Raw genomic sequence first — 26,741 nt, 5'->3', positions numbered from 1 at the left:
GTTGCCTCCGACGGGATCGATGCCCAGGCCCAGCACAACTTCCCGGACACTGGCCGATCGTGCCACCAGTTCACGCAACCGCTCTTCGGTGTGTCGTGCCCACCCGGACCGGATGTGTGAGGTGTCGATGCCGAAGGTCTCCATCCGGCGGCGCAGATAGCGCCTTGTACCCGGCGTCGGAGTCCCTCCGGATCTGCGCACGGCTTCGTCCCAGGTGGTCGCATCCCGAGCCGCCTCGGTGAGTAACTCCCGCGTGTATTTCGTAGCCATCGTCCCCCTCCGTCCCGGCCGCGTGTTCGCGGTCTCGTACGGAGTAACGAACCGAATATCGGACAGTTACGTCCGTGAAACGGAACGGCCCGTCCCGCTCTTGGCGGGGCGGGCCGTTCCGGTGCCGGGAGGGCTCAGACGCCGAGGTCCTTGATGATCTTGGCGACGTGGCCGGTGGCCTTGACGTTGTACAGGGCGCGCTCGACCTTCCCGTTTTCGTCGACGACGATCGTGGAGCGGATCACGCCCGTCACTGTCTTGCCGTAGAGCTTTTTCTCGCCGAACGCGCCGTACGCCGTCAGGACCTCCTTGGAGGGGTCGCCGACGAGCGTCACCTTGAGGGACTCCTTCTCGCGGAACTTCGCGAGCTTCTCCGGCTTGTCCGGCGACACGCCGATGACGTCGTATCCGGCGCCGGCCAGCAGCTCGAGGTTGTCGGTGAAGTCGCAGGCCTGCTTGGTGCAGCCGGGGGTGAGGGCGGCGGGGTAGAAGTACACGATCACCTTGCGGCCCTTGTGGTCGGCGAGCGAGACCTCGTTGCCGTCGGCGTCGGGAAGGGTGAAGGCGGGGGCGGTGTCGCCGGGCTGAAGTCGCTCGCTCATGGTTCTCCTCGATGGGCGGTCGGTGCGTACGGCGTCGAGCGTAATGGGGGTGCCGTCGGGTGCAGTCGCGTCCGAGCTGACAGACTGTCGACGAAGGACCCACAGAAACACGACCACGGAGGCAGCGCGGTGTCGGATGCCAGGACCCCTGCGCAGATCGAGGCGGACATCGTCCGCAGGCGTGAGCGGCTCGCCGAGACGCTCGACGAGATCGGTGTGCGTGTGCACCCCAAGACGGTCATCGGTGAAGCGAAGGCCAAGGTCGCCGGAGCCGTGGACCGGACGGCCGGACGCGCTTTCGTCGCGGTGAACCGGTCCGTCTCGGATGTGAAGGAGAAGTTCGTCTCCGAGGACGGGGCGCCGAGGCTGGAACGGCTGGTACCCGTCGCGGTGGTCGCGGTGGCGCTGGTGGGCCTGTTGGCGGTGTCGGCGCGCAGGCGCCGTTCGTGACCCTGCGGGGCATGGGGCCTGTCCGGGCAGGTAGGTTCGTCGGGTGAGCGCCAACAGTCATAAGCACAGCCCTCAGCACGACAAGCTGCCCATCCGGATGCTGCACGACCGGGTTCTGGTGAGGACGGACATCCCGGAGGGCGAGCGGCGTTCCAGCGGTGGCATCGTCATTCCGGCGACCGCGGCGGTCGGCCGGAGGCTGGCCTGGGCCGAGGTTGTCGCGGTCGGGCAGAACGTGCGGACGGTCGAGGTGGGGGACCGGGTGCTGTACGACCCTGAGGACCGGGCCGAGGTCGAGGTGCGGGGTGTGGCCTACGTGCTGATGCGGGAGCGGGATCTGCACGCGGTGGCCGCGGACCGTTTCCAGGGGTCGGAGGATTCCACGGGGCTGTATCTGTAGTTCCGTACAGCTGTGGTTCCGCACCTGTGGTTCCGTGTCGGCGGTGGCGCCGCTGTTCGCAGGTGTCGCGAGAGGGCTGGTGGCCGAGGTCACCGGCCCTTTGTGCTGTCCGGGGCCGGGGGGCTTGCTACGTTGGGGGGACCCCGACGAGACGCGCCGTACCGGGTAGGAAAAGACGACGCACCCCGTTGTTGTCCGCGTGTTGCGCGTTGTCGCGCGTCTCGGAGGTGCCGTCATGGCCTGGGTTCTGCTTGTCGTCGCCGGTCTGCTCGAAGTGGGCTGGGCGATCGGGATGAAGTTCACCGAGGGGTTCACCAGGCTGTGGCCGAGTGTGTTCACCGGTGCGGGGATCGTGTCGAGCATGCTGCTGTTGTCGTACGCCGCGAAGTCCCTGCCGATCGGTACGGCGTACGGGGTGTGGGTGGGTATCGGTGCGGCGGGCGCGGCCGTTGTCGGCATGCTGGTGCTGGACGAGCCGGTGACCGCTGCCCGGATCTTCTTCGTGTGTCTGCTGCTGGTGGCGGTGGTCGGTCTGAAGGCGACCTCGGGTCACTGAAGAGGCCAGGCAGGGAGGCCGTCGTCCGCTGCGGGTGCGAACGCCGGCTCCGGTTGTGGCGAGGGGGTGGGTCCGGCCGCGCCGGTACCCGGTCCGGCGGTTGTGCCGGCGGCAGGTGCGCCGGGTGCGCCGGGTGCGCCGGGTGCGCCGGGCCGGCCGGGCTGTTCGGACCTAGCCGGGTGTCCGGGCCGGCCGGGCTGTTCCGCTCGTCCCGGTTTCACGGGCGTCGCTTTGGTGGCGCCGGGGCTCCGTGCGGTGCCGGGGCGTCCGCTGCCGCCTGCCCCGCCGCGCCCGTAGGGGCCGCCGCTGTCGCGGCCGTCGCCGGCCTGCTCGCCCGGTTCGCGGGGCCGGTCGGGGTTCTCGGGCTCACCGGAGCGGCCCCGGTCGTTGGGGTCGTCGGGGTCGCGGAGGTCGCGCGGGTCCGGCGGCGGGTCGTCCGCACCCGGTGCGAGTTGCAGCTCGAAGTCCTTGACCTCGGCCCCTTCGAGGGCGGCGGCCGTGTACTGCCCCCAGATCTCGGCGGGTGCGCCGCCGCCGTTGATGCGTGACATGCCGAGGGCCCCGTACAGCGATGTCTGGACCCCGGTCTTCGGGTTCTGGCCCATGACGGCGACGACGGTGGCGAGGTCGGGGGTGTAGCCGGCGAACCAGGCCGCCCTGTCCTCCTCCGCGGTGCCGGTCTTGCCCGCGGCGGGGCGGCCGGCGGACTGGGCGGCGGAGCCGGTGCCGCCGTCGACGACGCCACGCAGTACGTAGGTGGTGGTGTCGGCGGCCTCACGGCTGACGGCCTGGACGGTGCGCGGCTCGGGGAGCGCGATGTCGACGCCGTTCTTGCTGATCTTCTCGACGAGTGTGTGGGAGACGTGCTTGCCGTGGTTGGCGAGGGTGGCGTAGGCGCCGGCCATGTCGAGGACGCTGGCGGTGGCGGGGCCGAGGGCGATGGAGGGGGAGGGGCTCAGGTCGGGCGTGGTGCTGGGGAGGCCGAGGGCGACGGCGGTGTTCATGACGCGGGCGGGGCCGACGTCGACGGCCATCTGTGCGAAGACGGCGTTGACGGAGTTGTCGGCGGCCTCGCGTACGGGGATGGGGCCGTAGGAGACGTCGTCCTCGTTCTCGGGGGCGTAGCGGGGGCCGTCCCAGCCCTGGACAGGGCGTTTGCTGTCGCCGACGTAGATGGCGTTGGGGGTGATGGGTTGGCCGTTCTGGGTGGTGGAGCGGTTCTCGACGGCGGAGGCGAAGACGAACGGTTTGAAGGTGGAGCCGACCTGGTAGTCGCGGCGGGTGGCGTTGTTGACGTACTGCTTGGTGTAGTCGATGCCGCCGTACATGGCGACGACCTTGCCGGTGTCCGGTTCGACGGAGGCGCCGCCGACCCGTACGTCGCGGTCGGCCTCGCGCTCGCTGTCGAGTTTGGACATCACCCGGTCGTCGACGGCGGCGACGAGTGCGTCCTGTTTGGGTCGCTGCAGGGTGGTGGTGATGCGGTATCCGCCGGTGGCGAGGGTCTTCTCGTCGAGGATGTCGCGTGCGGAGAGGTACTCCTCCACGGCCTGGACGATGTATCCGCCCTGACCGGCGAGGCCGCTGGAGGGCTTCGCCTGACGGGGTGTGGGGAAGCTCATGGCCTCCCGGTCGTCCGCGCTGAGCCACTTCTCCTTGACCATGCCGCCGAGTACGTAGTTCCAGCGGGCGAGTGCCGCCTGCTTCTTCTCGGGGTGGCTGGCGACGTCGTAGGCGTTGGGGGCGTTGAGGAGTCCGGCGAGGTAGGCGCCCTCGGCGATGTCGAGGTCCTGGACGTCCTTGCCGTAGTAGGCGTGGGCGGCGGCCTGGATGCCGTAGGCGTTGCGGCCGAAGTAGCTGGTGTTGAGGTAGCCCTCGAGGATCTCGGCCTTGCTCTGGTTGCGGCCGAGCTTGATCGCGATGAAGAACTCCTTCACCTTGCGGGTGACGGTCTGTTCCTGGCCGAGGTAGTAGTTCTTGACGTACTGCTGGGTGATGGTGGAGCCGGACTGCTTGCCCTTGCCGGTGACGGTGTTCCAGGCGGCGCGGACCATGGCCTGGGGGTCGATGGCGGGTTCGCTGTAGAAGTCGCGGTCCTCCGCGGCGAGTACGGCGTGCTGGACGGTGAGCGGGATCTTCTCGAGGGAGACGTTCTCGCGGTTGATGTCGCCGTCGCGGGCGATGTGGGTGCCGTCCGCGTAGAGGTAGACGTTGGTCTGGGCGGTGGCGGCGGCGTTGGCGGGCGGGATGTCGACGAGCAGGTAGCCGGTGACGAGGCCGGCGATGACGAGCAGTGCCGCGATGAGCAGTGAGCCTGCGGTGATGCGCCAGGTGGGGACGGCGCGGCGCCAGCCGGTGCGTTTGGGGCGGGGCCGGGGGGTGTGCTTCCAGGTGTTCTGGCCGGCGTCGCGGGCGGCGGGTGTGGCACGGGCCTTCTGGGAGTCGGCGGTGTGGGCGGCGGCGGGTGTCCCGGTGTCGTCGGACTCCCGGTCGGTCGCTGCGTCCTCGTCGGTCCCGGAGCCGTCGTCCGCGTCGGGGGCCGTTTCCGCGTCGGGGTCAGCTTCCGGGTCGGGGTCCTCGTCGGCGGCGGGTTGGTCGTCGGCCGCGGGTTCGTCCTCGGAGTCGGGCTCCGTACCGGCTTCGGGATCCGCGTCGCCGCCTTCGCCTTCGCCTTCACGGGACTCGTCCGTGCCCTCGTGCTCGTGCTCGTCCCTGCCCTCACCCTTGCGCCTGCCCTTGTCGGACCGGCCGGCTGCCGTCGCGTCCCGGGGTGTCCAGCCCTGCTGCTGCGGCTCGTCGCTCATGAACACATACTGCACTTTTCGTACCGTTATCCCACGTATTCGGATGCTTCCGTGGCGGTAAAACCCCTCGCGGTGGCCAGTCCGGGTGGGCTAGGGTCGTGCGCTTTGGTGCCCGGGCGGGCGTGTGGAGGGGGAGTGGGCGTGCGGCTTTACGCGGTCGTCGCCGCGGGTGGGTTCCGGCGCTACGCGACGTACCGGGTGGCCACGGCGGCGGGGGTGTTCACCAACACCGTTTTCGGCTTCATCCTGGCGTACACCTATATCGCCCTGTGGGACGAGCGCCCGCATCTCGGTGGCTACGACCAGTCCCAGGCGCTCACCTATGTGTGGCTGGGCCAGGCGCTGCTGATGACCTGCGCCATGATGGGCGGCGGTTTCGAGGACGAACTGATCGAGCGCATCCGCACCGGCGACATCGCCATCGACCTCTACCGTCCGGCCGACCTCCAACTGTGGTGGCTGGCCGGCGACCTGGGCCGGGCCGCCTTCCACCTGCTGGGCCGGGGCATCGTCCCGATGGTGCTCGGCGCCCTGGCCTTCGATCTGGCACTGCCCGCCTCGCCGCTCACTTGGCTGGCCTTCCTGTTCTCGGTGGCCCTCGGCGTGGTGGTGAGCTTCGCGGTGCGGTTCCTGGTGTCGCTGTCGGCGTTCTGGCTGATGGACGGGGCCGGGGTGATGCAGATGTGCTGGCTGGCGGGTCTGTTCTTCTCGGGGATGCTGCTGCCGCTGCACCTCTTCCCCGGACTGCTGGGGGACGTGGCGCGGGCGCTGCCCTGGTCGTCGCTGCTGCAGGTCCCGGCGGACGTGTTCCTCGGCAGGAGCACGGGCTGGGGGCTGGTCCAGGCGTACGCCTTCCAGGGCGGCTGGGCGCTGGCGCTGCTGGCGGCGGGCCGGATGCTGCAGTCGGTGGCGACCCGCAGGGTGGTGGTCCAGGGTGGGTGACGCGCTGCGGGCGTACGGGCTGATCGTGGCGATGTGGGTGCGCTCGACGATGGCGTACCGGGCGTCGTTCGCGATGACGACGTTCGGGAACTTTCTGGCCACCGCGTTCGACTTCGTCGCGATCCTGCTGATGTTCTCGCACGTCGACGCGCTGGGCGGCTATTCGCTGCCCGAGATCGCGTTCCTGTACGGGACCACCAGCACCGCTTTCGGCCTCGCCGACCTGGTGATGGGGTCGATGGACCGGCTGGGGCGCCGCGTACGGGACGGCACGCTGGACACCCTCCTCGTACGGCCGGTGCCGGTGCTCGCGCAGGTCGCGGCGGACCGGTTCGCGCTGCGCCGCCTGGGGCGGGTGACGCAGGGGCTGCTGGTGCTCACGTACGCGCTGGTGACCCTCGACATCGAGTGGACCGTGGCGAAGGCGGCGGCGGTGCCGATGATGCTGCTCTGCGGCGGTGCCATATTCGCGTCGGTGTTCGTGGCGGGAGGGGCGTTCCAGTTCTTCGCGCAGGACGCGGCCGAGGTGCAGAGCTCCTTCACGTACGGCGGGAACACGCTGCTGCAGTACCCGCCGTCGATCTTCGCCAAGGACCTGGTGCGCGGCGTGACGTTCGTTGTGCCGCTGGCCTTCGTCAACTGGGTGCCGTCGCTGTACGTACTGGGCCGCGACGACCCGATCGGCCTGCCCGACTGGTTCGCCCTGCTGCCGCCCGCCGTCGCCGCGGTCTGTCTCGGGCTGGCCGCACTGGCCTGGCGGACCGGGCTCCGTTCGTACCGCAGCACCGGAAACTGAGGACACAGTGGATTTCATCGAACTCGACGGCGTGGAGAAGGTCTTCGACGTGCGGCGGAAGGTGGGCCGGCTGCGCAGGGAGAAACACCAGGTGCGGGCGGTGGACGGAATCAGCTTCACCGTCCCGCGCGGCGAGATGGTCGGCTACATCGGCCCCAACGGTGCCGGGAAGTCCACCACGATCAAGATGCTGACCGGCATCCTCACCCCGAGCGGCGGGCGGCTGCGCGTCGCGGGCATCGACCCCTCGCGTGAGCGGACACGGCTGGCGCAGCGGATCGGCGTGGTCTTCGGGCAGCGCACCACGCTGTGGTGGGACCTGCCGCTGCGCGACTCGTACCGGCTGATGCACCGTATGTACCGCATCCCGGACGCGGTGTTCCGGCGGAACCTGGACCGCTGCGTCGAACTGCTCGATCTGGCGGAACTGCTGGATGTGCCGGTGCGGCAGCTGTCACTCGGGCAGCGGATGCGGGGCGACATCGCGGCGGCGCTGCTGCACGACCCCGAGGTGCTCTACCTGGACGAGCCCACCATCGGACTGGACGTGGTCTCCAAGGCGAAGGTGCGGGGGTTCCTGCGCGACCTGAACGCGGAGAGCGGCACGACCGTGCTGCTGACCACGCACGATCTCACGGACATCGAGCAGTTGTGCAAGCGCGTGATGGTGATCGACCACGGGCGGCTGATGTACGACGGGGCGCTGGCCGGGCTGCACGAGGTGGGTGAGAGCGAACGGACGCTGGTGGTGGACCTGGAGCGTGAACTGCCGCCCATCGAGCTGGAGTCGGCGCGCACCGTGAAGGTGGAGGGGCCGCGGCAGTGGCTGGCCTTTCCTGCCTCGGTGTCGGCGGCACCGCTGGTGGCGACGCTGGCGGAGCGGTATCCGCTGGTGGACCTGTCGGTGCGGGAGCCCGACATCGAAGCGGTGATCGCGAAGATGTACGCGGAGCGCTCGGCCTGACCCCCTCTGCTTGACGGGTTTGACTAGGCTGACGGTATGACGAGCGAACTCCCTGAGATGCGTGCCTCCGATGCCGAACGGGAGCAGGTCGCGGAGCGCCTGCGGGATGCCGTGGCGGAGGGGCGGCTCGACATGGACGAGTTCGACCAGCGTCTGGACATCGCCTACCGGGCGCGTACGCGCGGTGAGTTGGAGCCGCTGGTACGGGATCTGCCGGCGACGTCCGGCCCCGCCTCCGTGTCATCCGCCTCTTCTGCCGCGCCGGCCCGCGGCTCCTGGTCCGGCCGGGTCGGCGGCCGGGCCACCTCGAAGGGCGCGTTCTCGTTCTGGGGCGGTTTCGGGCGCCGCGGTACGTGGACGGTGGGACGGAGGTTCACCGCGTTCGCGCTGATGGGCGGCGGTGAGCTGGACCTGCGCGAGGCGCGGTTCGAGGACCGCGAGACCGTGATCGACTGCGTCGCCGTCATGGGCGGGATCCAGGTCACCGTGCCTCCCGGCCTGAACGTGGAGGTCAGGGGCATCGGCCTGATGGGCGGCTTCGACGAACACGGCAGCGTGGAGGCGGCCCCCGACCCGGACGCGCCCCGCGTGATCATCAGGGGGCTGGCACTGATGGGCGGGGTGGCCGTGCAGCGCAAGCTCACCAGGGCGGAGAAGCAGCAGCTCAAGGCGGAGCGGGAGGCGGAACGCAGGCTCCGTAAGGGTGAGGGACGCAAGGAGCTCGGCGGCGCGTGACGGCCGGTGCGGGCCTGGTCCCCTACCCGCCCTTCCCGAACCGGGACGAGCCCCGGCGCCCCGGTGCCGCCCTGCGCGCCGGGCCGTTGTACCGCTCCGGCGGGTCCCGGACCGCGCTTCGCGCGGTGGCCTCAAACGCCGGTCGGGCTCCAAGGAGCCTCGCCGGCGTTTGAGGCGCGGGGGTCTGGGGGCAGAGCCCCCGAAACACCGCGCGGAGCGCGGTGAACGGGTCCGGGCGGAGCCCGGTCGCGGGATGGGGGCACCTCCATGGCCGCCAGACCGTAGGGGGAGGGCGGGGCGGGGAACACGCCACGCCCAGTGGCTCCCAGGAATGGTGGCGCAGCCCGCCACAGCAGCGGCGCGGCGCAGCTGATGTGTACTTGTGACTCCTCCACCCCGTGAACGGGGTGGCTTCTCGCTATGCCGGGTTGGCGTTGCGACGGACCAGCCCGGCCCGTAGAACGTTGGTTGCTCCCACGACGTCGGCGTGCGCGGTGTGGCCGCAGGCGACGCAGTGGAACTTCTCCTGTGTGGGCCGGTTCTCCTTGGCGGTGTGCCCGCATTCGGGGCACCGCCGTGAGGTGTTGCGGGGGTCCACGGCCATCACTTCCCGCCCGGCACTCTCAGCCTTTGCGTTCAGGATCGCGAGGAACACCCCCCACCCGGCGTCAGCTATCGAGCGGTTCAGCCCTGCCTTGCTCGCGGCCCCGTTGGGCAGGAACGCGCCCGCCTGCTCGGGGTCGGGCTTCGGCGCGGGGGCCTTGCTCATGTTGCGGATCTTGAGGTCTTCGTGCGCGATGAAGTCGTGCTCACGGACCAGGCCCAGCGCGGTCTTGTGCGCGTGGTCGAGCCGTTGCCGGCGCACCTTGCCATGCACAGTCGCGACCTTTTCGACGGCGTGCTGGTGGTTCTTGGTGCGGTCCTTGGCCTTGCGGCGCGGGAACCTGGACAGGGCTTGCTGCGCGGCTTCGAGCTTCGCGGCAGCCTTGCGGGCGTGGCGGAGGTTGGCGACGTGCTCACCGTTGGAGGTGGTGAGGAACGAGGCGATGCCGAGGTCGATACCGACCACGCTGCCCGTCGCGGGCAGCGGCTCGGGCTGTTCCTGCTCGGCGGTGAGCACGACGAACCACTTGCGGCCCTCACGCTTGACCGACACGGTCTTGACCTTGCCCACCACCGCACGGTGCTGGTTGACCTTGACGTGCCCGACCCCCTGGAAGCGGACGCGGGTCACCGGGTCGTGCGGCGTGCTGTTCCAACGGCAGCCGTCCCCGTCCTTCGGGAAGTCCACCGTGTCGTACCAGTTCACCCCGCGAAATCGTGGGTAGCCGGGCGTGTCACCGGCCTTGAGCCGACGGAAGAACGCGGCGAACGCCTTGTCCAGACGGCGGAGTGTGGCCTGCTGCGAGGAGAAGGACCACCGGCCCTGGCGCTCCGGGTCGAACGCCCGGATCTCCTTGAGCTGCCCGGACTGCTGCCCGTACCTGATGCTCGTCTTCGAGACGTGCCGGTAGGCATCACGGCGTTCCTGCAACGCCCCGTTGTAGAGGGAGCAGTGATCCCGCAGCATCTCGCCGAGCGCGGCTGTCTGGCCCACGGTGGGCCGCATGAGGAACTTGTACGCACGGATCATCCGGCCCACCCCCTTCCGGTCGGGTTCGTCGAACATACAACGCTTGGTTCATGTCACCACGCTGGGAACCAAATACCGATATTCGACGGGGCCGCCACGTCGTCTACAACCTTCACGTGCATTTGGTGTTCGTGACGAAGTACCGGCGCGGGGTCTTCAACGACGAGATGCTTACGCGCTGCGAGGAGATCATGCGGAACGTGTGTACGGACTTCGGTGCGGAGCTGATCGAGTTCAGCGGCGAAGAGGATCACGTGCACCTCCTGGTGCACTACCCACCGAAGGTCGCCCTGTCGAACCTGGTCAACTCCCTCAAGGGCGTCTCTTCCCGGTACCTGCGCCAGGAGTTCACCGGCCACGTCAACCGCTTCATCATGCACGGCCGGTTCTGGTCCGGCTCCTACTTCGCCGGATCGTGTGGCGGAGCACCGTTGAGCATCGTCAAGCAGTACATCGAGCAGCAAAAACGCCCCTCGTGACCTGCGGGTCAGAGCAATCATGAGATCGGATTCCCTCCCCGCCCAAAGGCGAGGATTCCCTCCGAAGAGAGGGATGGACACATCACATCCGGCACGGTCCGGGAACTCGATGTGCCGCCCAGGAGTACCTGATGTAGGGACGAGTGGTACGGACATTGCGTACGGATGCGGTGCTGACGTGAACGCGGACGTGAACGCGGACGCGGATGTGGGCGCGGATGTGGGCGCGGGCGTGGACGGGTGGAGTGGATGGAACGTACAGAACCGGATGAGCCGGCCGGCGGCGACCGGGCCGTAGGGGAGCGGCAGGCGCCGCGGCCCGGCCCCGGGCCCGGACCGGGCCGCCGGGCCGAGGCGGGCCCCGCCCCCTCGACGGTGCTGCCGCCCTTCGCGTACACCGAGGCCGACGAGGAGAAGCGGCGCGGAGTGCGCCGTATGAAGACGACGGCGACCGGTCTCCTCGTGCTCGTCGCGCTCGTCTTCGTCCTCGCCACCTGGGCGAAGAACGAGGGCCTCGGCGGCTGGGCCGGTTACGTCGCGGCCGCCGCGGAGGCCGGCATGGTCGGCGCGCTCGCCGACTGGTTCGCCGTCACGGCCCTCTTCCGGCACCCGCTCGGCATCCCGATCCCGCACACCGCGATCATCCCGAACAAGAAGGACCAGCTCGGCGCCTCGCTCGGCTCGTTCGTCGGCGAGAACTTCCTCTCCTCGGACGTCGTACGGCTCAGGCTCCGCGCCGTCGGCATCGGCAGCCGGCTCGGTGCCTGGCTTGCCGAGCCCGCGCACGCCGACCGGGTCACCGCAGAACTGTCCACGGCCCTGCGCGGCGCGCTGACCGTGCTGCGCGACTCCGACGTGCAGGCAGTCGTCGGAGAGGCGATCACGCGCCGCGCGGAAGCGGTCGAGATCGCGCCCGGCATAGGCAAGACGCTTCAGAAGGTGGTCGCCGACGGCGCACATCACCGTGCCGTCGACCTGATCTGCAGCCGTGCGCACGACTGGCTGGTCTTCCACTCCGACTCGGTGATGGACGCGGTCGAGGGCGGTGCGCCCGGCTGGACCCCGCGCTTCGTGGACAAGAAGATCGGCGAGCGCGTCTACAAGGAGCTGCTGCGTTTCGTCACCGAGATGCGTGACATGCCGGGCCATCCGGCGCGCGGGGCGATCGACCGCTTCCTCGGCGACTTCGCCTCGGACCTCCAGTCGGACACGGACACCCGCGCACGCGTGGAGCGCATGAAGTCGGAGCTGCTGTCGCGCTCGGAGGTGCAGGACGTGATCGCGTCGGCCTGGGCCTCCGTACGAGCCATGATCATCTCGGCGGCGGAGGACGACCGCAGCGAACTGCGTCTGCGGGCCCGCGCCTCCCTGCTCTCCCTGGGCTCGCGCCTGGCGACGGACAGCCGGCTGCAGGCGAAGGTCGACGGCTGGGTGGAGGACGCGGCGGTGTACGTGGTGAGCACGTACCGCGGCGAGATCACCTCGCTCATCTCGGACACCGTCGCGAGCTGGGACGCGGAGCACACGTCCAAGAAGATCGAGGCGCACATCGGCCGCGACCTGCAGTTCATCCGGATCAACGGCACGGTGGTCGGCGCGCTGGCCGGCCTGGTCATCTACACCGTCGCCCATGCGCTGGGCGCGTGACCGGTCCCTGCCCGACAGTCACGCGCCCAGCGCCTCTTGGGGGAGGTACGGATGAATACGTGCGCAGTGCCGGAAGCGTTCAGCCGAACTCGGGGATCCGGGACGAGAAGGCTTCCGGCCCCGGTCAGTGACCGCGCCGGGTGACCGTCCACGAGGCCAGTGCCACCCCGGCGGCCACCGTGAACACCGCCGGCCATGCGCCGATCCTCCTGGCGAGCGGATGCGACCCGGCGAACGCGGCGACGTACGCGGCGCTCAGCCCGGCCGCCGCCTTGGGCCCGGCGTCATGGTGCCACTGCCGGGCCGCCACGGCTCCGGCCGCGGCGAGGGCCGGCCCGCCGAGGGGCTGCTTCCGGGTCCAGCGGGCGACCCCGTACCCGCCGACGAGTCCGCCTGCCGCCACCGCCGCTGCGGGAACCCTGGCCATCGCTGCCGCCTTTCGCGTTTTTGCTTCCGTTGCTGTCATGTCGTATCCGAGGCCGGGCCGTTGCCGTTCTCGCCGTTGCCCGGTCCCGCCGTTGTCGCTGCTTCCTGTGAATCTTCCCAGTCAGTGGAAGAGCTGGCCACGGACCGCCCCGTCCGGGAACTCCTCGGTGTGGATGTTGGAGTAGAAGGCCCACGGGTTGTCGCGGATCTCCTTCACCAGCCCGGCGTGCTGGTGGTTCAGCCGCCCCGAGACGGCGAACAGCCCCTCCGGCACAGGCTTGTCGAAGAAGCCGAGCACCACGTCGCCGTTCCTGCCGAAGTCGCCCTTGTGGATGTGCGCGGCGCTGGGCGCCTTGATGTCGGCCCAGGCGAGCGAGAAGTCGACGGTCCGGCCCTTGGGGTGCAGGAACGTCACTGCCTTCCCGTCCCGGTCGTTGACCTTCGTCGCGTCGTTGTCGGCGACCTCCTGGGCGCCGTTCGCCAGGGCCCGCAGCTTGCCGCCCTTGATGATGTGGAGCGGGTTGATGTTCTTGTGCAGCTGTTTGAGCTGCCCGCGCACGGCACCGCCCGGGAACTCCTCGCTGTGCAGGTTCATGTAGAACCCGGACGGGTGCTCGACGATGCGCTTCGCCAGCGCGGCGTCCGTGAACGTCGTGTGCCCGGCGGCCGAGTGCAGCGAGTCGGGCATCGGCGTCCCGAACAGCGCCACCTTGACGTCGCCGTTCTGTCCCGCTGCGCCCTGGTGGATGTGGCCCTGGCTCGGTACGAACCCCTCCCACTGCATCGCGAAGACCACCCGGTCGCCCTTCACCTGCATCAGGGCGACCGCCTTCCCGTCGGGGTCGTTCACCGCCGCCCCGCTCTCGTCGGGCACCTCGTGCGCGCCGGTGAGGATCACGGCGTAGGTGACGGCCTTGCCGTGGCCGGGTTTTGTGGACGTGGACGTGGACGCGGACGCGGACGCGGACTGCGCGGTACTTCGCCCCCCTCCGTGGCCGTCGTGTGCGACGGCTGGGACGACACCGGCCACGGCCAGCACGAGGGTGGCGGCCGACACGGCGAGAGTGCGCTTGTGCATTGCGGATGAACCTCTCCTCGGGGGCCGGCCCGGTCGTGGCCGGTCGGGGACTGGTACGCGTCGCCCGCGCGGCTCGTTCAACGAGAGATCCGTCGAATCCGATTGAACAGCCGGTCAGTTGACGCCGTACCACCCGCCGTACGCCCGCCCCCCACCGCACCGGAAGCAGAGGGACCCCACCATGCGCAGCACCCGCAACCGTGGCCGCATCAAGGCCCTGACCGCAGCCTCGCTGACGGCCCTGGCGCTGCTGACCGCCACCGCGTGCGAGGACTCCGGGGGCTCCGGCTCGTCGTACGGCGCGGGTGCCGCCGGGCAGCAGGCGGACCGGCAGCCCCCGGCCGACGCCGGAGCCGGGGCACCGGCCGAGGCCGACCCGTCCACCGGCGAGCAGCCGGCCCCCACCGCACCGCCCGAGCGGGCACCGGCCCCTTCCATCTCGGTCCGCACGGCAGAGACGGAGCTCGGCACGATCCTGGTCGACGACCAGGGCCGCACCCTGTACGGCTTCACCAAGGACAAGCCGGGCCGGGCCGACTGCGACGCCGACTGCATCGCCGTCTGGCCCGCGCTGATCTCGGCCAAGGACGTGACCGCGCAGGGCGGGGCCGACGCGTCACTCCTCGAGGAGGTCAAGCTCGGCGCGGGCGCGGAGCAGGCGGTCTACGGCGACTGGCCGCTGTACTACTACGTCGGCGACGTGACGGCCGGCGACGTGAACGGCCAGGGCCTGGACGGCGAGTGGTTCGTGATCGCCGCCGACGGCAAACTGATCAGGACCGAGGCCTGACCGGCCTCCCCCCTCCTGCCCCCGGCCTGCTCCCCGGCGGCCGCGTCACTCGCAGCCGACGCCGTCTCCGTCGCGGTCGAGGTGCCGCCCGTACCCGGGATCTCCGACGCGGACCGGCGCGGCCCCGGCGGCCCGTGCGGCGGAGCAGTTGGCGTAGTACGTGCTGCCCGACCCGCCCCCGGTCGTACCGCCGCTTCCGCTGCCGCCGCCGCTCGAGCCGCCGTCGCCGTAGTACGGCTCGCAGCCGACGCCGTCCCCGTCGCGGTCGAGGTGCGGGCCGAACCCGGCTTCTCCCTCGTGGATGGGGTCGGCACCGGCGGCGCGTACGGCGTCGCAGTTCTCGTACATCGCAACCGGCTTGGGAGTGGGCTTGGGCTTCGGCTTGGCGGTGGGAGTGGGAGTCGGGGTGGGGGTCGGCTTGGTGACCGTGATCCGCACGACAGCGGTGGCCGAGACGCTGTCCGTGCCGTCCGTCGCGACGCGGTACGTGAACTCGTCCTCGCCACCGAAACCGTCGGCGGGTGTGTACGTGATGCCGGTGCCGTCGACGACGGCGGTCCCGTTGCCCGGCGCGCTGTCGACGGTGAGCGTGAACTCCCCGGCGGGCCAGGCGTTCTCGAGCGACTGGGCGGAGGCTCCTGCGGGGGTGACCCAGTCGTTCGCCAGTACCTCCACCACGATCTCCTTTCCGGTGCCGGCGCCCGCCTCGTCGTCGTCGAGGTTGAGCGCGGGCTTCGGCGGCGCCGTCGGTGACGGGGTGGGCGCGGCGCTCGAGGACGCGGCGACCGGCTTGGCGTCGGCGCCGTCGTCCTCCCCGCCGCACCCGACGAGCGCGGCGGCCATCCCGATCACGCAGACGACCGGCACAACCCGCGTGCGTATCGCGCTTCTTGCCATGTGAGCCCCCCAAGGCCGTTGAACAGAAAACGAAAGCTGATCGTGGCACTCCGGTGAGCAACTCGGGGATGGTATGGAGAAGTTGTGATCAAATTGTGTGCATGAAGGTGGTGCGGCGAAGGCTGAGCCGTCGCGTGGGACGCGGCCACATGCCGCGTACGCGCGCCTCACCCGCCGGGGCGGGCCAGCCGCGCCAGAACCCGGTGGCGCAACAGCTCGTACTCCTGCGCACGCCGCCGGGGCCGGCCGGAAGGTCTGGTGACCGCACGACCTGCGGTGACGGCCTGGCCGAGCCGGAACTGGTCGCGGGTGAGGTCGACCTCGGTACCGTCGGGCAGCCGGTTCCACCAGTGGAAGCCGTGCTGTTCGCCGGCCAGGTGCACCTCGCCGAGCACCAGCTCGCCTCCGAAGAGGTCGTGCACGACGAGGGCCGTGATGTCGCAGTGCCCCCACGCCGGGTTGTCGGCGTGCCACCCGGCCCGATCGAGATCGTCGGGCGAACAGGTGTCGGCAGCCCAGCAGGCGCGCAGGGCGTTCTCCAGGTCCGTGAGCGTCGATGGGGTCATGCACGGCAGGATGCCGCAGCCCAACGACAACCCGTACACCTCAGCTGGTTCGTGCCCCCGGCCGGCTTCTGTCACCGGCCTCCTGCCGCTACCTGGACCAGCGCATGCGTCCCGCTGGTGCGCCACGGCTGCCCACTCGCGTCGAGGGTGGCCACGGTGTCCTGCTCCAGGCCGGTGATCACGTCGGACTTCAGGGTGCGCAGCGCCGCCACCGGTCCCGGGAAATACGCGGTCCGCTCACCGAAGGGCGTGGTCGGCTCCCAGAGCCGGTCTCCGACGAGACGGCGGTAGTTCAGGTCGCCCTTCACGATCGTCACCGCGGCCTCGGCGAACTGCTTCCGCAGGGTGTCGGGCATCGCGGCGTACGGAAACGGTGCGCGGAAGAAGTCGTGCGCGCGGACCTCGAGCCGCCCGTCGGCCATCGCGTTCCACAGGCGCCGCCCGATCTCCGCGGCGTATCCCGCCGCCCTTGGTGCCGCCGCCTGAGTGAGGCGGCGCACGCTGTCGACGACGTCCGACATGGTGGCGTCGGACACGTAGTACGGGTACGGCTTCACATGCAGCACCACGCGCAAGGCGCGGCCCGCGTGCAGCAGATGGTCGATGAGCACGAGGTCGGGGATGAGCTCGCGCCCGGCGTTGTCCGCGACGAGGTGCACGGAGGCCGCCGCGCCGCCGGCCGGCAGCAGCGACCACAGAGCCGCGCTGTCGTCGGCGACGAGCCCGGTGCCGGTGCCGGTCCCGGTCTCGATTCCGGTGCCGGTCCTGGTCCTGGTCCCGGTTTCGGCGCCTGGTGACGTCGACCGCGGACCACCCGAATCGAGACGGAAGCCGAGGTCGGCCCGGTTGCCCCACAGGGACGCGCCGAGGAGCGCGGGCGCCTGGACGTCGGCGGGCCGCCCGGACAGTTCGTCGAGGGCGGCGAGCTCGTCGTCGACGGTCGAGCCGCGCAGCTCGGCGGCCTTGAACGGCGCGAAGGGCTCGATCCCCTGCCACGGGCCGGGCGTGAAGTGTCCGACCGCGCCGAGGAGCCTGCGATAGAAGTAGCTCTCCGCCCACAGGAACGGCACGTCGAACCACGACCGCCCGAAGCACCCGTCCCCCCACGCCGCCCACCGTTCGCGGTCGTGAGCGTCCGCCGGGAGCGGTTCGATCACCCCGTCGGTGGTCTCGGCGAGAAGCGCGTCGAGCGCCGCGTGCTGCGCGGGCCCGAACGGGAACGCGTCGCGGACCTGCCGGATGAGCGCCGGGTGGCGCTTGGCCAGCACGCTCCAGGCGAACGATCCCGGCTCGTTGCCGAGGATCACGGGTGCGGCATCGTCGTGGCTTGCGGGCGTCGCGTCTGCGGACATCGGGCTCAGCTGCTCCTCGGTCGTTGCGGGCCGCGGCCGGTGCGCCGCCGACGGCTCGCCCCATGATGCCGACCGGAGGGCCGCTCGACCGCAGGGCCGCTCGAGCGGAAGGGCAGCTCGGGCGGAAGCGGTCAGAAGAGGTCGGCGATCAGCACGACGGCCGGGGGCAGCGCCTGCCCGAGCGAACCACGCCACAGCCCGGGGGCGGAGACGAGGAGCGTGATCCCGCCCGCGATTATGAAGAAGGAGATGTAGACGATCAGTGTCCGGCCGACGGACTCGTGGCCCAGGCGCAGGGCCACGAACCCGGCGACGAGACCGAGCGCGAGGTACAGGTTGTAGAAGCCGACGTTGACGCGCCACAGCCGGACCTCCGGCGCGTCAGCGGTGCTGCCGGTGAGGAGCACCCGGACCTGGGGCCGGCCGTAGAGGAAACTCTCCAGCGGCCACACGACGACGTGGATCGCGGCGGCGACCAGGGCGAAGACCTGGCTGACGGCATTCATGCGCCTCATGGTCGGCGGCAGCCGCACGGGCTGTGATCCGACACTCTGCCGGTCCGCCCGGTTCACCCGTTCACTCCGAGGCCGCGTGCCGGGCGGCCCGGCCCCGGCGAGGCCTCTGTCGGTGAGGGCCGCCCCTGCCTTCGCGCCCCTTGCCGACCGGCACCAGGACGCACGCCGACGGCGATCTGTCCATACCGCCTAGACTGGGAGGATCAAGCTGGTCCCGGCGAGAGGGCCGGTTGGACGACGGACGGAACACGATGGCTCTCTCGATCATCAAGACGCACGGCAGCCTGAACGACATCTTCGTGATCGACGGCGCCCCCACCGACCACTTCGCGGAAGCGGACGTCGCGCGTGCCGTGCGGACGCTCTGCGACCGCGGCCGAGGGCTCGGCGGCGACGGCGTGTACTTCATCGCCGACAACGGTGACGGGACGGCCCAGGCCCACTTCTACAACCCCGACGGCTCCGCGTCGCTCCTCTGCGGCAACGGCATGCGCGGTGCCGGCCGTCTGCTGCTCGACCGCTACCAGGCGGATCAGGTCGTGATGCGCACCGGACCGTACTCGTTCACCGTCCGTGCCGCCGACACCACCCCGCACGGCGTACGCCAGGTGTCCGTGGCGCTCCCGCCGGTCGACTTCACCCCGGCCGAGCCCATCGTCGCCGGGGCCGACGGCCCCTTCGTGGACCAGCGGCTGCCCGCCTACCACGCCTCCCGACGCGTGTCGGCCCTCGCCGTACCCAACTCGCACCTGATCACCGTGCTCGACGACGCCTACGACGAGGCGGAGCTCGTGGAGACGGGAAGCCGCGTCGCGGCTGCTCCCGGCGCCTTCCCGATCGGCGCGAACGTGTCCTTCGTACGCCCCCTGACGGACACCGAGGCCTTCGTCCGCACCTTCGAGCGCGGCGCCGGCCTCACCCCGTCCTGCGGCTCCGGCAACTCCGCCTCCCGCGCGGTCCTCTCCCGCCTGGGCAGGGCCGAGCCCGGGCAGCCGGTCGTCATCCGCAACGCCGGCGGCGTGGCACGCAGCTGGATGCAGACCGACGGCGACCGGTGGCAGCCCGTCCTCGAGGGCAACGGCACCAAGGTCTACGCCACGGAACTCGACCCGGCGGCGCTGCTGGGCGAGGGCCCGATCGCCCACGAGCGCGAGACCTTCGCGGACGAGGCGGCGGCGTTCGCGGCACTGAGCAGCGACAACCTCGCCGCGCTGAAGGAAGCGGGCATCGAGACCTCCCTGGAGGGCCCGACGGGCGTCTGAGCCCGGCTGCGGTCGCGCCGCGCGCCAATGCCCGTTTGGACTCCTCGCGCGTTTCCCGCCGGAGAAGGCGTCCCCGCACCGGCCGACGGCACACCGGCGTCAGATCATTCTCCTATTGCCCGAAACCAGGTCTGCCCGGCGCCAAGGGGCGGGATCGCTCGTGCAGTTCGCGTGCGTGCGCGTTCCGCAGGTGGGGCCGGATGGCGGCCATCATGGCCCGGTAACGGTCGTCGCAGCGGCCCGACTGGACATGTTCGTAGTCGTCCAGCATCCGGTGCCAACCGCCGCAGGCCTCTTCCAAATGCCCCAGCCGCAATTTCCGCTCGGCGAGCGTTGCCTCGCGAAGGACGCGGATTCTCCGGTAAACGGGCGCGCGCAGCCGGTTCGACTCCTCCAAAGACGCCACCGAACCTGCGACGTCGCCGAGTTCGTAGCGGACCTGCCCTATGTGGTAGTTCAACGCGGCAGGGTCGTACGAACGGAATGCCGTCACGCGCGACTCGGCTCGGTCCATCGCCGACTCGGCCTCGTGCATCCTGCGCAGTGCGGTTGACCGGTCGCCGGTCCGAGCTGCCGCGTGAGCCTGCTGACCCGCGAGGAAGGCCAGCATGCGAGGGCCGGCCTGCGGGGTCGCGGCCGCGGCGGCGTCGGCCAGTTGGAGTGCCTTGGCGCCATGCCCCAGGTCCACGGCCTGGACACTCATGCCGCGTAGCGTCGTGCAGTACGTGAGATGGTCGTCCGCGCCCCCGGCCAGCTCGAGTGCCTTCGTGTAATAGCGCTGGGCAAGTCCGTCGGATCGTTCGTCCATGGCCATGTAGCCGGTGAGGTAGCAGTGGTCGGCGGCTGCCGACAGCATCGCTCTGCGAATGGATTGAGGACCGTCGGCCTTGAGGTACGGAGCGACGGTGTTCACGAGGAATGCCGCCGCCATAGGGCGCGCGTGCCGCCCCCCGAACATGTCGTCTATCTCGCTGATTCGCTCGGACATGGCAATGACGGCGTTGACCTCGCCCTGGCCGATGCGTAGGTGTGGATTGCGTCGATAGGCCTCGAAACGGCCCACGAGATCAGTGAATCCTGGGATCAGCGCCGCGATGGAGTAGAGACCGACACTGCCGAGTACCGCTCTGCGGGATGGGTCCATGTCCACGCTCCCCAGTTCGACCAGTCCCGTCACCGTATCCGGGGCTTGGGCCGTGGGGTCCGCGTTGTCGTCGAACCCCAGATCCCTCGGCGTCACCGGCCGTGACAGCCGCCGCGAGAATGCCTCCACGACTGCTGGCTGTACCCGCTTGCGCGGTGTGGTCCCGGTCAGCCAGTGGCACACGGCGGAGTCGTCGTAGCGCAGGAACAGCCCCAGTTCTGCCCCCACCTTGTTGACCGCGCGGGCGACCTCGCCGTTCGTCCAGCGGGCCTCGGTGAGGAGGGCAGCGAGGGCACGGTTCGGTGTGCGGACACTCATGACGTTGCCTTCCCCGAAATTCAGGACTTTCAACTCCCTGCCAGCCACAAGCAATACCCACCCGCCGTGTGTGGCTGTTCACTGAACGTTAGCGCGCTCGAGTGTCGGGCGGCACACGGTGAACAAGTCGGAGCGGACTGATGGACGTGAACGCGTGTCGAAGCGAAGTGCGGCGACAGACGTGGGAGTTGCCGTTTCTGGCCGAGGCTCGGGAGCTCGCCGCGCTACGTCGCGTCATGGAACTGCACCTGCGCCAATGGGGCTTGCCACACCTCACGGATGCAGTGCGGCTCTGCGTGACGGAACTGGTGGCGAATGTGATTCGCCATGTTGGGGACCTGACTCCCACGACCTTGGCGGTGTCGATGAACGGCACCTTCCTCCGCCTTGAAGTCCGGGACCCTGACACCCGTGTCCTGCCCACGCTGCTCTCGCCCCGCGCTGAAGACGAGGCCGGCCGTGGCATGGCCCTGGTGGACGCCGTGGCCGACCGCTGGGGCGTCATCCTCCGCCCGGAGAGCAAAGTCACCTGGTGCGAGATGGCCACGGGTCTGACGGCGCCCAATGGCCATCTCAGCGACCCGGGCGTCACACGCGCCGAGGCGCTGATCGGCCTCTACACCTCCGTCCGACACCCTGCGATGGATGACCGCAGCCGCTTGCGCATCGTCACGGCCGAGGAGTCGGCGATCGACGTGATCACCGACCTCCTCCTGTGGCTCCGCGCCCACGGCTGCGATTCGGACGAGGCCCTAGACCAGGCCCAGTCGCGGGTGGAAAGCGACCTTTGACCGATAGGTTGGTCGAATAGTGCGGACTGTCGAAGGCGGCGACAGCCGAGCGCGCAGGGAGCCAGAGGACAACTTGGTCAGCTCGCGGCGATGGCTGAGTAAGTCCACACATCCGCAGGGATCTCGTGCCGCAACTCCCATGTGATGCTCATGGGCTTGCTGCCCCTGTGCTCGACGAAGTCAGCGGGGCCAAGCAACATCCACGGCTGCGGTCCGCCGATGTCGGTGTTCTTATAGCGGCGCACGAACAGGAGGACGTTCGTGCCGCGTTCTCTGTGCGTTTGGTAGCGCAGGCCAGTGGGGGAGTGATCCGACGTCTGATTCTGGGACTCCCAGTGGAAGCGGAAGTTGTTCATGGCGTAATCGCGGTAGCGCGTCTGCGGGGAGAAGTCCTTCTCGTCCTTCTCTAGCGTGATCAACAGAGCGTCGGTCTGGATGCTCTCGCACCACTTCACGCCCTCGCGGAAGTGCCCTGGCATGAAGCCGCCGATGGTGGATTGGCCCAAGGCAGGAAGGATCTCTTCACGGCTGTACGAGGCGTGCACTGTGAGCGGCAGGCTGGCCAACTCGCCTGTGAGTGGCACCGGAACATGGTCCGTGCCTTCCAGGTTGTGAGCCAAGACCTGGCGAAGCTCGTTACGGAAGGCATGTTGCGGCTGGAGGTATTGCAACGCGTCTTGGTAGGTAGCGAAGCCGCCAAGCGGCCAGAGTGAGAAGTAGAGCATGCGGGCGTAGGCCTGCTCCCGTTCGCTCAGGTCATCGTATGCCGGTACGTCATCCGCCAGAAGCGCGGAGTACGCAGCGACTCGTTGCGGGTCATCGACGTGCAAGAACGCCGAGACTCTCTTGAGTAGTGCCGCTTCCCCTTCAGGGGCTGGAGTGTCCAGAAGTTTTGCGCGGCGCAGAAGGCCAGTCCAAGAGTTGCCGCTGCCTCGGTAGAGCTCCTTCAGTTCGCGCCTGCTCTCGCGTAGGTAGGCCGAGAGTCGGGACTCGGCGTACTGACTCACCTCGCGCGCCAACTGAGTGACGTTGACGCCGATCTGGCTACGGATGTTGTCAATGATCAGTTTTTTGGCCTTGGGCTCAAGGATGATTTGGCAGCCAGATGGCAACTGTGGAAAGTCGTGCTCAATGTTGGAGAGCAGTCGATTGCGTGTGAGGTTTGTGAGAGCTCTGAACTGATCCTCGAAGCGGAACTCCTTGCGATGCTGGCCAATGAAATCCAAGACCGTGAGCACTGCCTTACCTTCGCTGCGTCGCAGGCCACGGCCGAGTTGCTGGAGAAAGACAGTCGCGCTCGATGTGGGACGTAGCAGAAGGAGCGTGTCGACGTCCGGAACATCCAGTCCCTCGTTGAAGAGGTCTACGGAGAAGATGACCTGCAACTCACCATCTCGTAGAGCGTCCAGCGCTGCCTTGCGCTGGTTGCGTGGTGTCTCACCAGACACAGCGACCGCGTTGAGGCCAGCTCGGCGGAAGAAGTCAGCCATAAAATCTGCGTGAGCCACAGAGACGCAGAACCCAAGTGCGCGCATTGAGCCGGGGTCGGTGATCTTGTCCCGTACAGCCTGCACGACGAGGCGGGCTCGTGCGTCGTTCCCCGTGAAAAGGCTGCTGAGCGCGGAGGTTTCGTAAGCACCGCGCTTCCACGTAATGGCGCTCATGTCGGTGTTGTCGGTTACACCGAAATAATGGAAAGGGCTGAGCAGCTCGTTCTCAAGTGCTTCCCATAGTCGCATTTCTGCCGCGATGCGTCCATCGAAAAACTCATCCTGTACGTTGCGACCGTCCATGCGTTCTGGAGTAGCGGTCAGGCCCAGCAGCTCAATGGGCTTGAAGTGATCGATGATCCGCCGATAGGTCGGTGACACTCCGTGGTGGAATTCGTCGATGACGATAATGTCGAAATGATCCGGCGCGAAGCGCTCCAGCGAGCGGTTGTTGAGCGATTGGACGCTCGCGAAGACGTGCGTCCAATCGTCGGGCACAGTGCCGCTGTGGAACTCTGCGCCGAAGTTTGCGTCGACCAGCACGTCCTGGTAGGTGCGCAGCGACTGCCGCAGTATTTCCTGGCGGTGAGCAACAAAGAGGAGCCGAAGCCTGCGGCCGTGCTGGGCCACGAGTCTCCTGTAGTCGAGGGCAGCCATCACCGTCTTACCTGTGCCGGTGGCAGCTACGAGCAGGTTCCGGTGGCGGTTGTGGACCGCACGTTCTACCTCCAGTCGCTCCAGCATGTCTCGCTGGTGGGGGTAAGGGCGCACCTCGAGACCTGAAAGCGTGATGCCTCGACCGTCGGTGCCAGTAGCGGTACCGCGACCAGCCTGCTGTAGAGCCGCATCGAGACGTGACCCGTCCTGCTTTGGGTCGTACACTTCGAAAGCTGATTCGCTCCAGTAAGAGTCAAATGTCGCCTCAAACTTACGCAGAACCTCAGGGGTTGCGATGGACGAGAGCCGGACATTCCACTCGAGGCCGTCGAGTAGCGCGGCTTTCGACAGGTTGGAGCTACCAACGTAAGCGGTGTTGTAGCCACTGTTCCGCCGGAACAGCCATGCCTTCGCATGCAAGCGCGTCGACCGCAGCTCGTAGTTGACCTTCACCTGGGCGCCGTACTTCTCGACCAACTTGTCCAGAGCTCGGCGCTCGGTAGCACCGATATAGGTCGTCGTGATCACGCGCATCGGAACGTTGCGGGCGTGCGCAGCTTCGAGGGACTGCTCTATCACCCGAAGTCCGTGCCACTTCACGAACGCGCAGAGCAGGTCGACGCTGTCGGCGGTCGCCAACTCGGCCCGAAGCTCAAAGCCGAAGCTCGGGTCTCCTGGTGAGTTGGTGATGAGCGCGGTATCGGAGAGGGGCGTCACTGGTCGGATCTTGTAGACGCCCTTCGCCTCCTGCTCGGCGATCGCGAGCAGTTGACGCGGCCCATCAGCAACGAGGTCGACCCACTCGCGAGCTCCCTCGATGGTGCTCATCGATTCGAGGATGTGGTTCGCAGCATGGACACGTTCAGCTGCCGGCAGACCTTCCAGCACGTGCCGCGTTGTCTCCGCCACGTGTCGCGCGATGACGTGAGGCGATGACTCGGGTCCCACCGCGTCGTCGATGGCATGCCACCGATCACTACTCAGACTATTGAGCTGCTGCTCGAGCCGCAGAGTGATCAACTGCTCGTACAGGCCGGTGACAGGCTGATCGGCATTGATGGGACCTGACATTGCATTCCCTCCCCTTTAGGACTGCCAGTGATATCAGGCGTCACTGACAGGCCGAAGGGACGGGGCCTATCCCCCGTGGCAGTCCCGGTACGCCGTTCCCGATCCGCACCAGCACGGTGCCCCCTTCGCCGGCGGCCACGCCGCCGCCCGCCCCCGCGCCGCCAGGGTCGTGGCGTACTGGGGGAGGAGGTCCGCGTTGGACGGGGAGGACTGTTCGGAGGCCGCGAAGGCCTCGTACGAGGGGACCGTGGCCGTCACGATGCCCAGGTTCTCCGTCCCCGTCGCGGACAGGTCGCGCAGCGAGGCCTCGATGTCCGTCAGGTGGGCCGCGTGGGTCGGGTACTCGGCCTCGAGGTGCGGGTACGCCTCGAGGAGTTCGGTCAGCTCCGCCTCCGGCCAGTGCAGGACCGCGACCGGGAAGGGGCGGGACAGCGCCGAGCGGTAGGAGCCCAGTTCGGAGCGGAGGCGGGCGATCTCGGCCTTGAGTTCGGCCGGGTTGTCGGAGCCCAGGGCCCACAGGCGCTTCGGGTCGTGGAGCTCGTCGAGGGTGACGTCGGGGGTGTGGGAGGCGTGTACGCGGTCCGCCGTGGAGTCCCATTCGTCGTGCGGCAGGCCGAGCAGGCGGCGGACGCGGTGGCGGCCCGACAGGAGGGACCGGGTCGCGTACGGGACGTCGTCGTCGCCCTCGGTGAGGAGGATGGACAGTGCCGTGGAGAAGGACTCGTGGGACGCCTCGAGCTCGTCGTGGTTCTCCAGCGTCTCCGCGATGATCTCCCACGGCGCGGCCTCGGCCGGGGCGGCGGTGCGGACGCCGTTGATGAGGGCGCGGGCCTCGGCCTCGTGGCCGTACTCCCAGAGGTTGGCGGCCTGCAATGCCTTGACGAGCTGCGGGTGTTCGGGCTGTTCGGACGCCAGCAGGCGGTCGTAGAGGGTGGACGCTCGGCCGCGCTCACCGGCGAGTTCCAGGTGGGCTGCGGCCTGGAGGAGCAGCGGTTCGGCGTCCTTTGGATACTGCTCGGCGGTACGCAGCAGGCGCTCGGCTTCGGCGATGTGGTCAGCAGGCGTGTCGGGGCGCATGCAGCACACCGTACTGCTGTACGGGGTACGGAAGGAGGGCGACCCGTTTCGGCTCACGGGCGCGGAGGCGGTCGGAACGCTGGTGAGTTGACGGTCGCGGACCTACCCTGCGCCCGTGCTGAAGCGGCGGGTACGGCGGCGGGTACGGCAGGAAGGACGGGGGCGGAACCGCGGGCGGGTGTGGCTCGCGCGCGGGTTGTGGACCTCCGCGGAGGTCGCCGTCACGTTCGGGATCGTCGTGCTGCTCCTCGTCGTGCACCAGCTGTGGTGGACGAATCGTGAGGCCAGGGAGGGCGCCGAGCGGCAGGTGCAGGCCCTGGAGCGGACATGGGAGCGGGATCGGCCACCGGCAGCGGCTCCGGACCCGGTCGCCTCCGAGGCGGTTCAGGAGGCGGACCCCGCCCCCGGGCCGGATGCGTCGGAGGTCGCGGGTGAGGAGCCGGACGAGCCGCGCTGGGACCAGGCGTACGCCGTGCTCCGCATCCCCCGACTCGGAGTGGTCGCGCCCGTCGCGGAGGGCGTGGGCAAGCGCGGCGTACTCGACAAGGGGTACGTCGGGCACTACCCGGCGACCGCGCAGCCCGGCCGGGCCGGGAACTTCGCCGTGGCGGGGCACCGCAACACCCACGGCGAGCCCTTCCGGTACATCAACCGGCTCCGCCCGGGCGACACCGTCGAGATCGGTACCCGTGACGGCGTCTTCGTCTACGCCGTCGACAGGACGCTGCCGAGGACCGTGCCCGGTGACGTCGGCGTGATCGGCCCCGTCCCGCGCAGCGCGGTGCGGCCCGCCGCCGGTTACGACGCGGCGGGCCACTATCTGACGATGACGACGTGCACGCCCGAGTTCAGCTCGCGGTACCGGCTGGTGGTGTGGGGGCGGCTGGTCGCCGTACGGCCCCGGTGAGGGCGGGGGGGGGGGGGGGCGGGGCCGGGGGGGGGGGGGGGGGGGGGGGCCGGCGGCCCCCCCCCCCCCCCCGCGCGCGGGCGCGCACCTCTGGGCCACCGGCAATCCGCCCGCGCGGAAGC

General features: G+C 69.4%; 25 protein-coding genes and 1 riboswitch. Of the genes, 13 read left to right on the top strand and 12 right to left on the bottom strand.

What is annotated here, in order from left to right:
• Nucleotides 1–404: 404 nt before the first annotated feature.
• Nucleotides 405–872, bottom strand: a complete 468-nt coding sequence (gene bcp, locus ACFYV1_RS21885) for a thioredoxin-dependent thiol peroxidase (protein ID WP_389397186.1) — start codon at nucleotides 870–872, stop codon at nucleotides 405–407.
• Between the two features lie 129 nt (nucleotides 873–1,001).
• Here bcp and ACFYV1_RS21880 point away from each other — a divergent pair, with 129 nt between their 5' ends.
• The 3 genes from ACFYV1_RS21880 to ACFYV1_RS21870 all read left to right on the top strand — a co-directional run bounded on the left by ACFYV1_RS21880 (nucleotide 1,002) and on the right by ACFYV1_RS21870 (nucleotide 2,278).
• Entirely contained in the window at nucleotides 1,002–1,322 is a 321-nt protein-coding gene (locus ACFYV1_RS21880) for a DUF3618 domain-containing protein (RefSeq protein WP_389397185.1), read from the top strand.
• A 43-nt stretch (nucleotides 1,323–1,365) separates the two neighbouring features.
• Nucleotides 1,366–1,722 (top strand): GroES family chaperonin, encoded by a 357-nt coding sequence (locus ACFYV1_RS21875; protein ID WP_389397184.1) that lies wholly within the window; start codon nucleotides 1,366–1,368, stop codon nucleotides 1,720–1,722.
• Nucleotides 1,723–1,840: 118 nt separating this feature from the next.
• Nucleotides 1,841–1,907: riboswitch (guanidine-III (ykkC-III) riboswitch) on the top strand.
• Between the two features lie 50 nt (nucleotides 1,908–1,957).
• Entirely contained in the window at nucleotides 1,958–2,278 is a 321-nt protein-coding gene (locus ACFYV1_RS21870; RefSeq protein ID WP_389397183.1) for a DMT family transporter, read from the top strand.
• On the opposite strand, the gene ACFYV1_RS21865 is transcribed toward ACFYV1_RS21870, so the two are convergent.
• A complete protein-coding gene (locus ACFYV1_RS21865; protein WP_389397182.1) occupies nucleotides 2,272–5,082 on the bottom strand; it encodes a transglycosylase domain-containing protein in 2,811 nt (936 codons plus the stop codon). The two genes, ACFYV1_RS21870 and ACFYV1_RS21865, sit on opposite strands and share 7 nt — an antisense overlap.
• A gap of 141 nt (nucleotides 5,083–5,223) precedes the next feature.
• Between ACFYV1_RS21865 and ACFYV1_RS21860 the strand changes: the two genes are divergently transcribed.
• Genes ACFYV1_RS21860 through ACFYV1_RS21845 form a run of 4 tightly spaced genes read left to right on the top strand, consistent with a single transcriptional unit; the run spans nucleotide 5,224 to nucleotide 8,519 of the window.
• Complete coding sequence (locus tag ACFYV1_RS21860; RefSeq protein ID WP_389397181.1) at nucleotides 5,224–6,024, top strand: ABC transporter permease; 801 nt, start codon at nucleotides 5,224–5,226, stop codon at nucleotides 6,022–6,024.
• Nucleotides 6,017–6,820 carry an ABC transporter permease gene (locus ACFYV1_RS21855; RefSeq protein WP_389397180.1) on the top strand — a complete coding sequence of 268 codons (804 nt, stop codon included), beginning with the start codon at nucleotides 6,017–6,019 and terminating at the stop codon, nucleotides 6,818–6,820. The genes ACFYV1_RS21860 and ACFYV1_RS21855 overlap by 8 nt, the downstream gene beginning before the upstream one ends.
• A gap of 7 nt (nucleotides 6,821–6,827) precedes the next feature.
• Nucleotides 6,828–7,784, top strand: coding sequence for an ATP-binding cassette domain-containing protein (locus tag ACFYV1_RS21850; RefSeq protein WP_389397179.1), 957 nt, complete (start codon nucleotides 6,828–6,830; stop codon nucleotides 7,782–7,784).
• 36 nt (nucleotides 7,785–7,820) lie between these two features.
• Nucleotides 7,821–8,519: a DUF1707 domain-containing protein gene (locus ACFYV1_RS21845; RefSeq protein WP_389397178.1), complete on the top strand. Its 699-nt coding sequence runs from the start codon at nucleotides 7,821–7,823 to the stop codon at nucleotides 8,517–8,519.
• A 418-nt stretch (nucleotides 8,520–8,937) separates the two neighbouring features.
• Here the strand turns inward: ACFYV1_RS21845 and ACFYV1_RS21840 are convergent, their stop codons facing one another.
• Nucleotides 8,938–10,152, bottom strand: a complete 1,215-nt coding sequence (locus ACFYV1_RS21840) for an RNA-guided endonuclease InsQ/TnpB family protein (RefSeq protein ID WP_389397305.1) — start codon at nucleotides 10,150–10,152, stop codon at nucleotides 8,938–8,940.
• A 50-nt stretch (nucleotides 10,153–10,202) separates the two neighbouring features.
• Here ACFYV1_RS21840 and tnpA point away from each other — a divergent pair, with 50 nt between their 5' ends.
• Nucleotides 10,203–10,631 (top strand): IS200/IS605 family transposase, encoded by a 429-nt coding sequence (gene tnpA / locus ACFYV1_RS21835; protein ID WP_389397177.1) that lies wholly within the window; start codon nucleotides 10,203–10,205, stop codon nucleotides 10,629–10,631.
• A 249-nt stretch (nucleotides 10,632–10,880) separates the two neighbouring features.
• Nucleotides 10,881–12,278 (top strand): DUF445 domain-containing protein, encoded by a 1,398-nt coding sequence (locus ACFYV1_RS21830; protein ID WP_389397176.1) that lies wholly within the window; start codon nucleotides 10,881–10,883, stop codon nucleotides 12,276–12,278.
• A 124-nt stretch (nucleotides 12,279–12,402) separates the two neighbouring features.
• Here ACFYV1_RS21830 and ACFYV1_RS21825 read toward each other — a convergent pair whose 3' ends face one another.
• Entirely contained in the window at nucleotides 12,403–12,705 is a 303-nt protein-coding gene (locus ACFYV1_RS21825) for a hypothetical protein (RefSeq protein ID WP_389397175.1), read from the bottom strand.
• A 120-nt stretch (nucleotides 12,706–12,825) separates the two neighbouring features.
• Nucleotides 12,826–13,782 (bottom strand): CHRD domain-containing protein, encoded by a 957-nt coding sequence (locus tag ACFYV1_RS21820; RefSeq protein WP_389397174.1) that lies wholly within the window; start codon nucleotides 13,780–13,782, stop codon nucleotides 12,826–12,828.
• A gap of 181 nt (nucleotides 13,783–13,963) precedes the next feature.
• On the opposite strand from ACFYV1_RS21820, the gene ACFYV1_RS21815 reads away from it, so the two are divergent.
• Nucleotides 13,964–14,572 carry a hypothetical protein gene (locus ACFYV1_RS21815; RefSeq protein WP_389397173.1) on the top strand — a complete coding sequence of 203 codons (609 nt, stop codon included), beginning with the start codon at nucleotides 13,964–13,966 and terminating at the stop codon, nucleotides 14,570–14,572.
• A 45-nt stretch (nucleotides 14,573–14,617) separates the two neighbouring features.
• On the opposite strand, the gene ACFYV1_RS21810 is transcribed toward ACFYV1_RS21815, so the two are convergent.
• From ACFYV1_RS21810 to ACFYV1_RS21795, 4 genes are all read right to left on the bottom strand, one after another.
• On the bottom strand, nucleotides 14,618–15,469 hold the full coding sequence (locus ACFYV1_RS21810; protein WP_389397172.1) for an excalibur calcium-binding domain-containing protein: 852 nt from the start codon (nucleotides 15,467–15,469) through the stop codon (nucleotides 14,618–14,620).
• Nucleotides 15,470–15,636: 167 nt separating this feature from the next.
• Nucleotides 15,637–16,035, bottom strand: a complete 399-nt coding sequence (locus ACFYV1_RS21805) for a hypothetical protein (protein WP_389397171.1) — start codon at nucleotides 16,033–16,035, stop codon at nucleotides 15,637–15,639.
• A gap of 71 nt (nucleotides 16,036–16,106) precedes the next feature.
• On the bottom strand, nucleotides 16,107–17,387 hold the full coding sequence (locus ACFYV1_RS21800) for a damage-control phosphatase ARMT1 family protein (protein WP_389397170.1): 1,281 nt from the start codon (nucleotides 17,385–17,387) through the stop codon (nucleotides 16,107–16,109).
• A gap of 131 nt (nucleotides 17,388–17,518) precedes the next feature.
• The gene (locus ACFYV1_RS21795; RefSeq protein WP_389397169.1) at nucleotides 17,519–17,893 is read right to left on the bottom strand and encodes a DUF1304 domain-containing protein; all 375 of its coding nucleotides are present in this window, start codon (nucleotides 17,891–17,893) and stop codon (nucleotides 17,519–17,521) included.
• Nucleotides 17,894–18,153: 260 nt separating this feature from the next.
• On the opposite strand from ACFYV1_RS21795, the gene dapF reads away from it, so the two are divergent.
• On the top strand, nucleotides 18,154–19,164 hold the full coding sequence (dapF, locus tag ACFYV1_RS21790) for a diaminopimelate epimerase (protein WP_389397168.1): 1,011 nt from the start codon (nucleotides 18,154–18,156) through the stop codon (nucleotides 19,162–19,164).
• A 112-nt stretch (nucleotides 19,165–19,276) separates the two neighbouring features.
• Here the strand turns inward: dapF and ACFYV1_RS21785 are convergent, their stop codons facing one another.
• Entirely contained in the window at nucleotides 19,277–20,626 is a 1,350-nt protein-coding gene (locus ACFYV1_RS21785) for a tetratricopeptide repeat protein (protein WP_389397167.1), read from the bottom strand.
• Nucleotides 20,627–20,766: 140 nt separating this feature from the next.
• Between ACFYV1_RS21785 and ACFYV1_RS21780 the strand changes: the two genes are divergently transcribed.
• On the top strand, nucleotides 20,767–21,417 hold the full coding sequence (locus tag ACFYV1_RS21780) for an ATP-binding protein (protein WP_389397166.1): 651 nt from the start codon (nucleotides 20,767–20,769) through the stop codon (nucleotides 21,415–21,417).
• A gap of 77 nt (nucleotides 21,418–21,494) precedes the next feature.
• On the opposite strand, the gene ACFYV1_RS21775 is transcribed toward ACFYV1_RS21780, so the two are convergent.
• The gene (locus ACFYV1_RS21775) at nucleotides 21,495–24,635 is read right to left on the bottom strand and encodes a DUF3427 domain-containing protein (RefSeq protein ID WP_389397165.1); all 3,141 of its coding nucleotides are present in this window, start codon (nucleotides 24,633–24,635) and stop codon (nucleotides 21,495–21,497) included.
• A gap of 66 nt (nucleotides 24,636–24,701) precedes the next feature.
• Nucleotides 24,702–25,712: an SEC-C domain-containing protein gene (locus tag ACFYV1_RS21770; protein WP_389397164.1), complete on the bottom strand. Its 1,011-nt coding sequence runs from the start codon at nucleotides 25,710–25,712 to the stop codon at nucleotides 24,702–24,704.
• 115 nt (nucleotides 25,713–25,827) lie between these two features.
• Between ACFYV1_RS21770 and ACFYV1_RS21765 the strand changes: the two genes are divergently transcribed.
• Complete coding sequence (locus ACFYV1_RS21765) at nucleotides 25,828–26,619, top strand: class E sortase (protein ID WP_389397163.1); 792 nt, start codon at nucleotides 25,828–25,830, stop codon at nucleotides 26,617–26,619.
• Nucleotides 26,620–26,741 lie beyond the last annotated feature (122 nt).

The organism is Streptomyces sp. NPDC003023 (genome assembly GCF_042888225.1).
Classification (GTDB): Bacteria; Actinomycetota; Actinomycetes; order Streptomycetales; family Streptomycetaceae; genus Streptomyces.
Note: the sequence above shows the minus strand (reverse complement) of the source record. Positions and strands in the feature narration are given on the sequence as shown.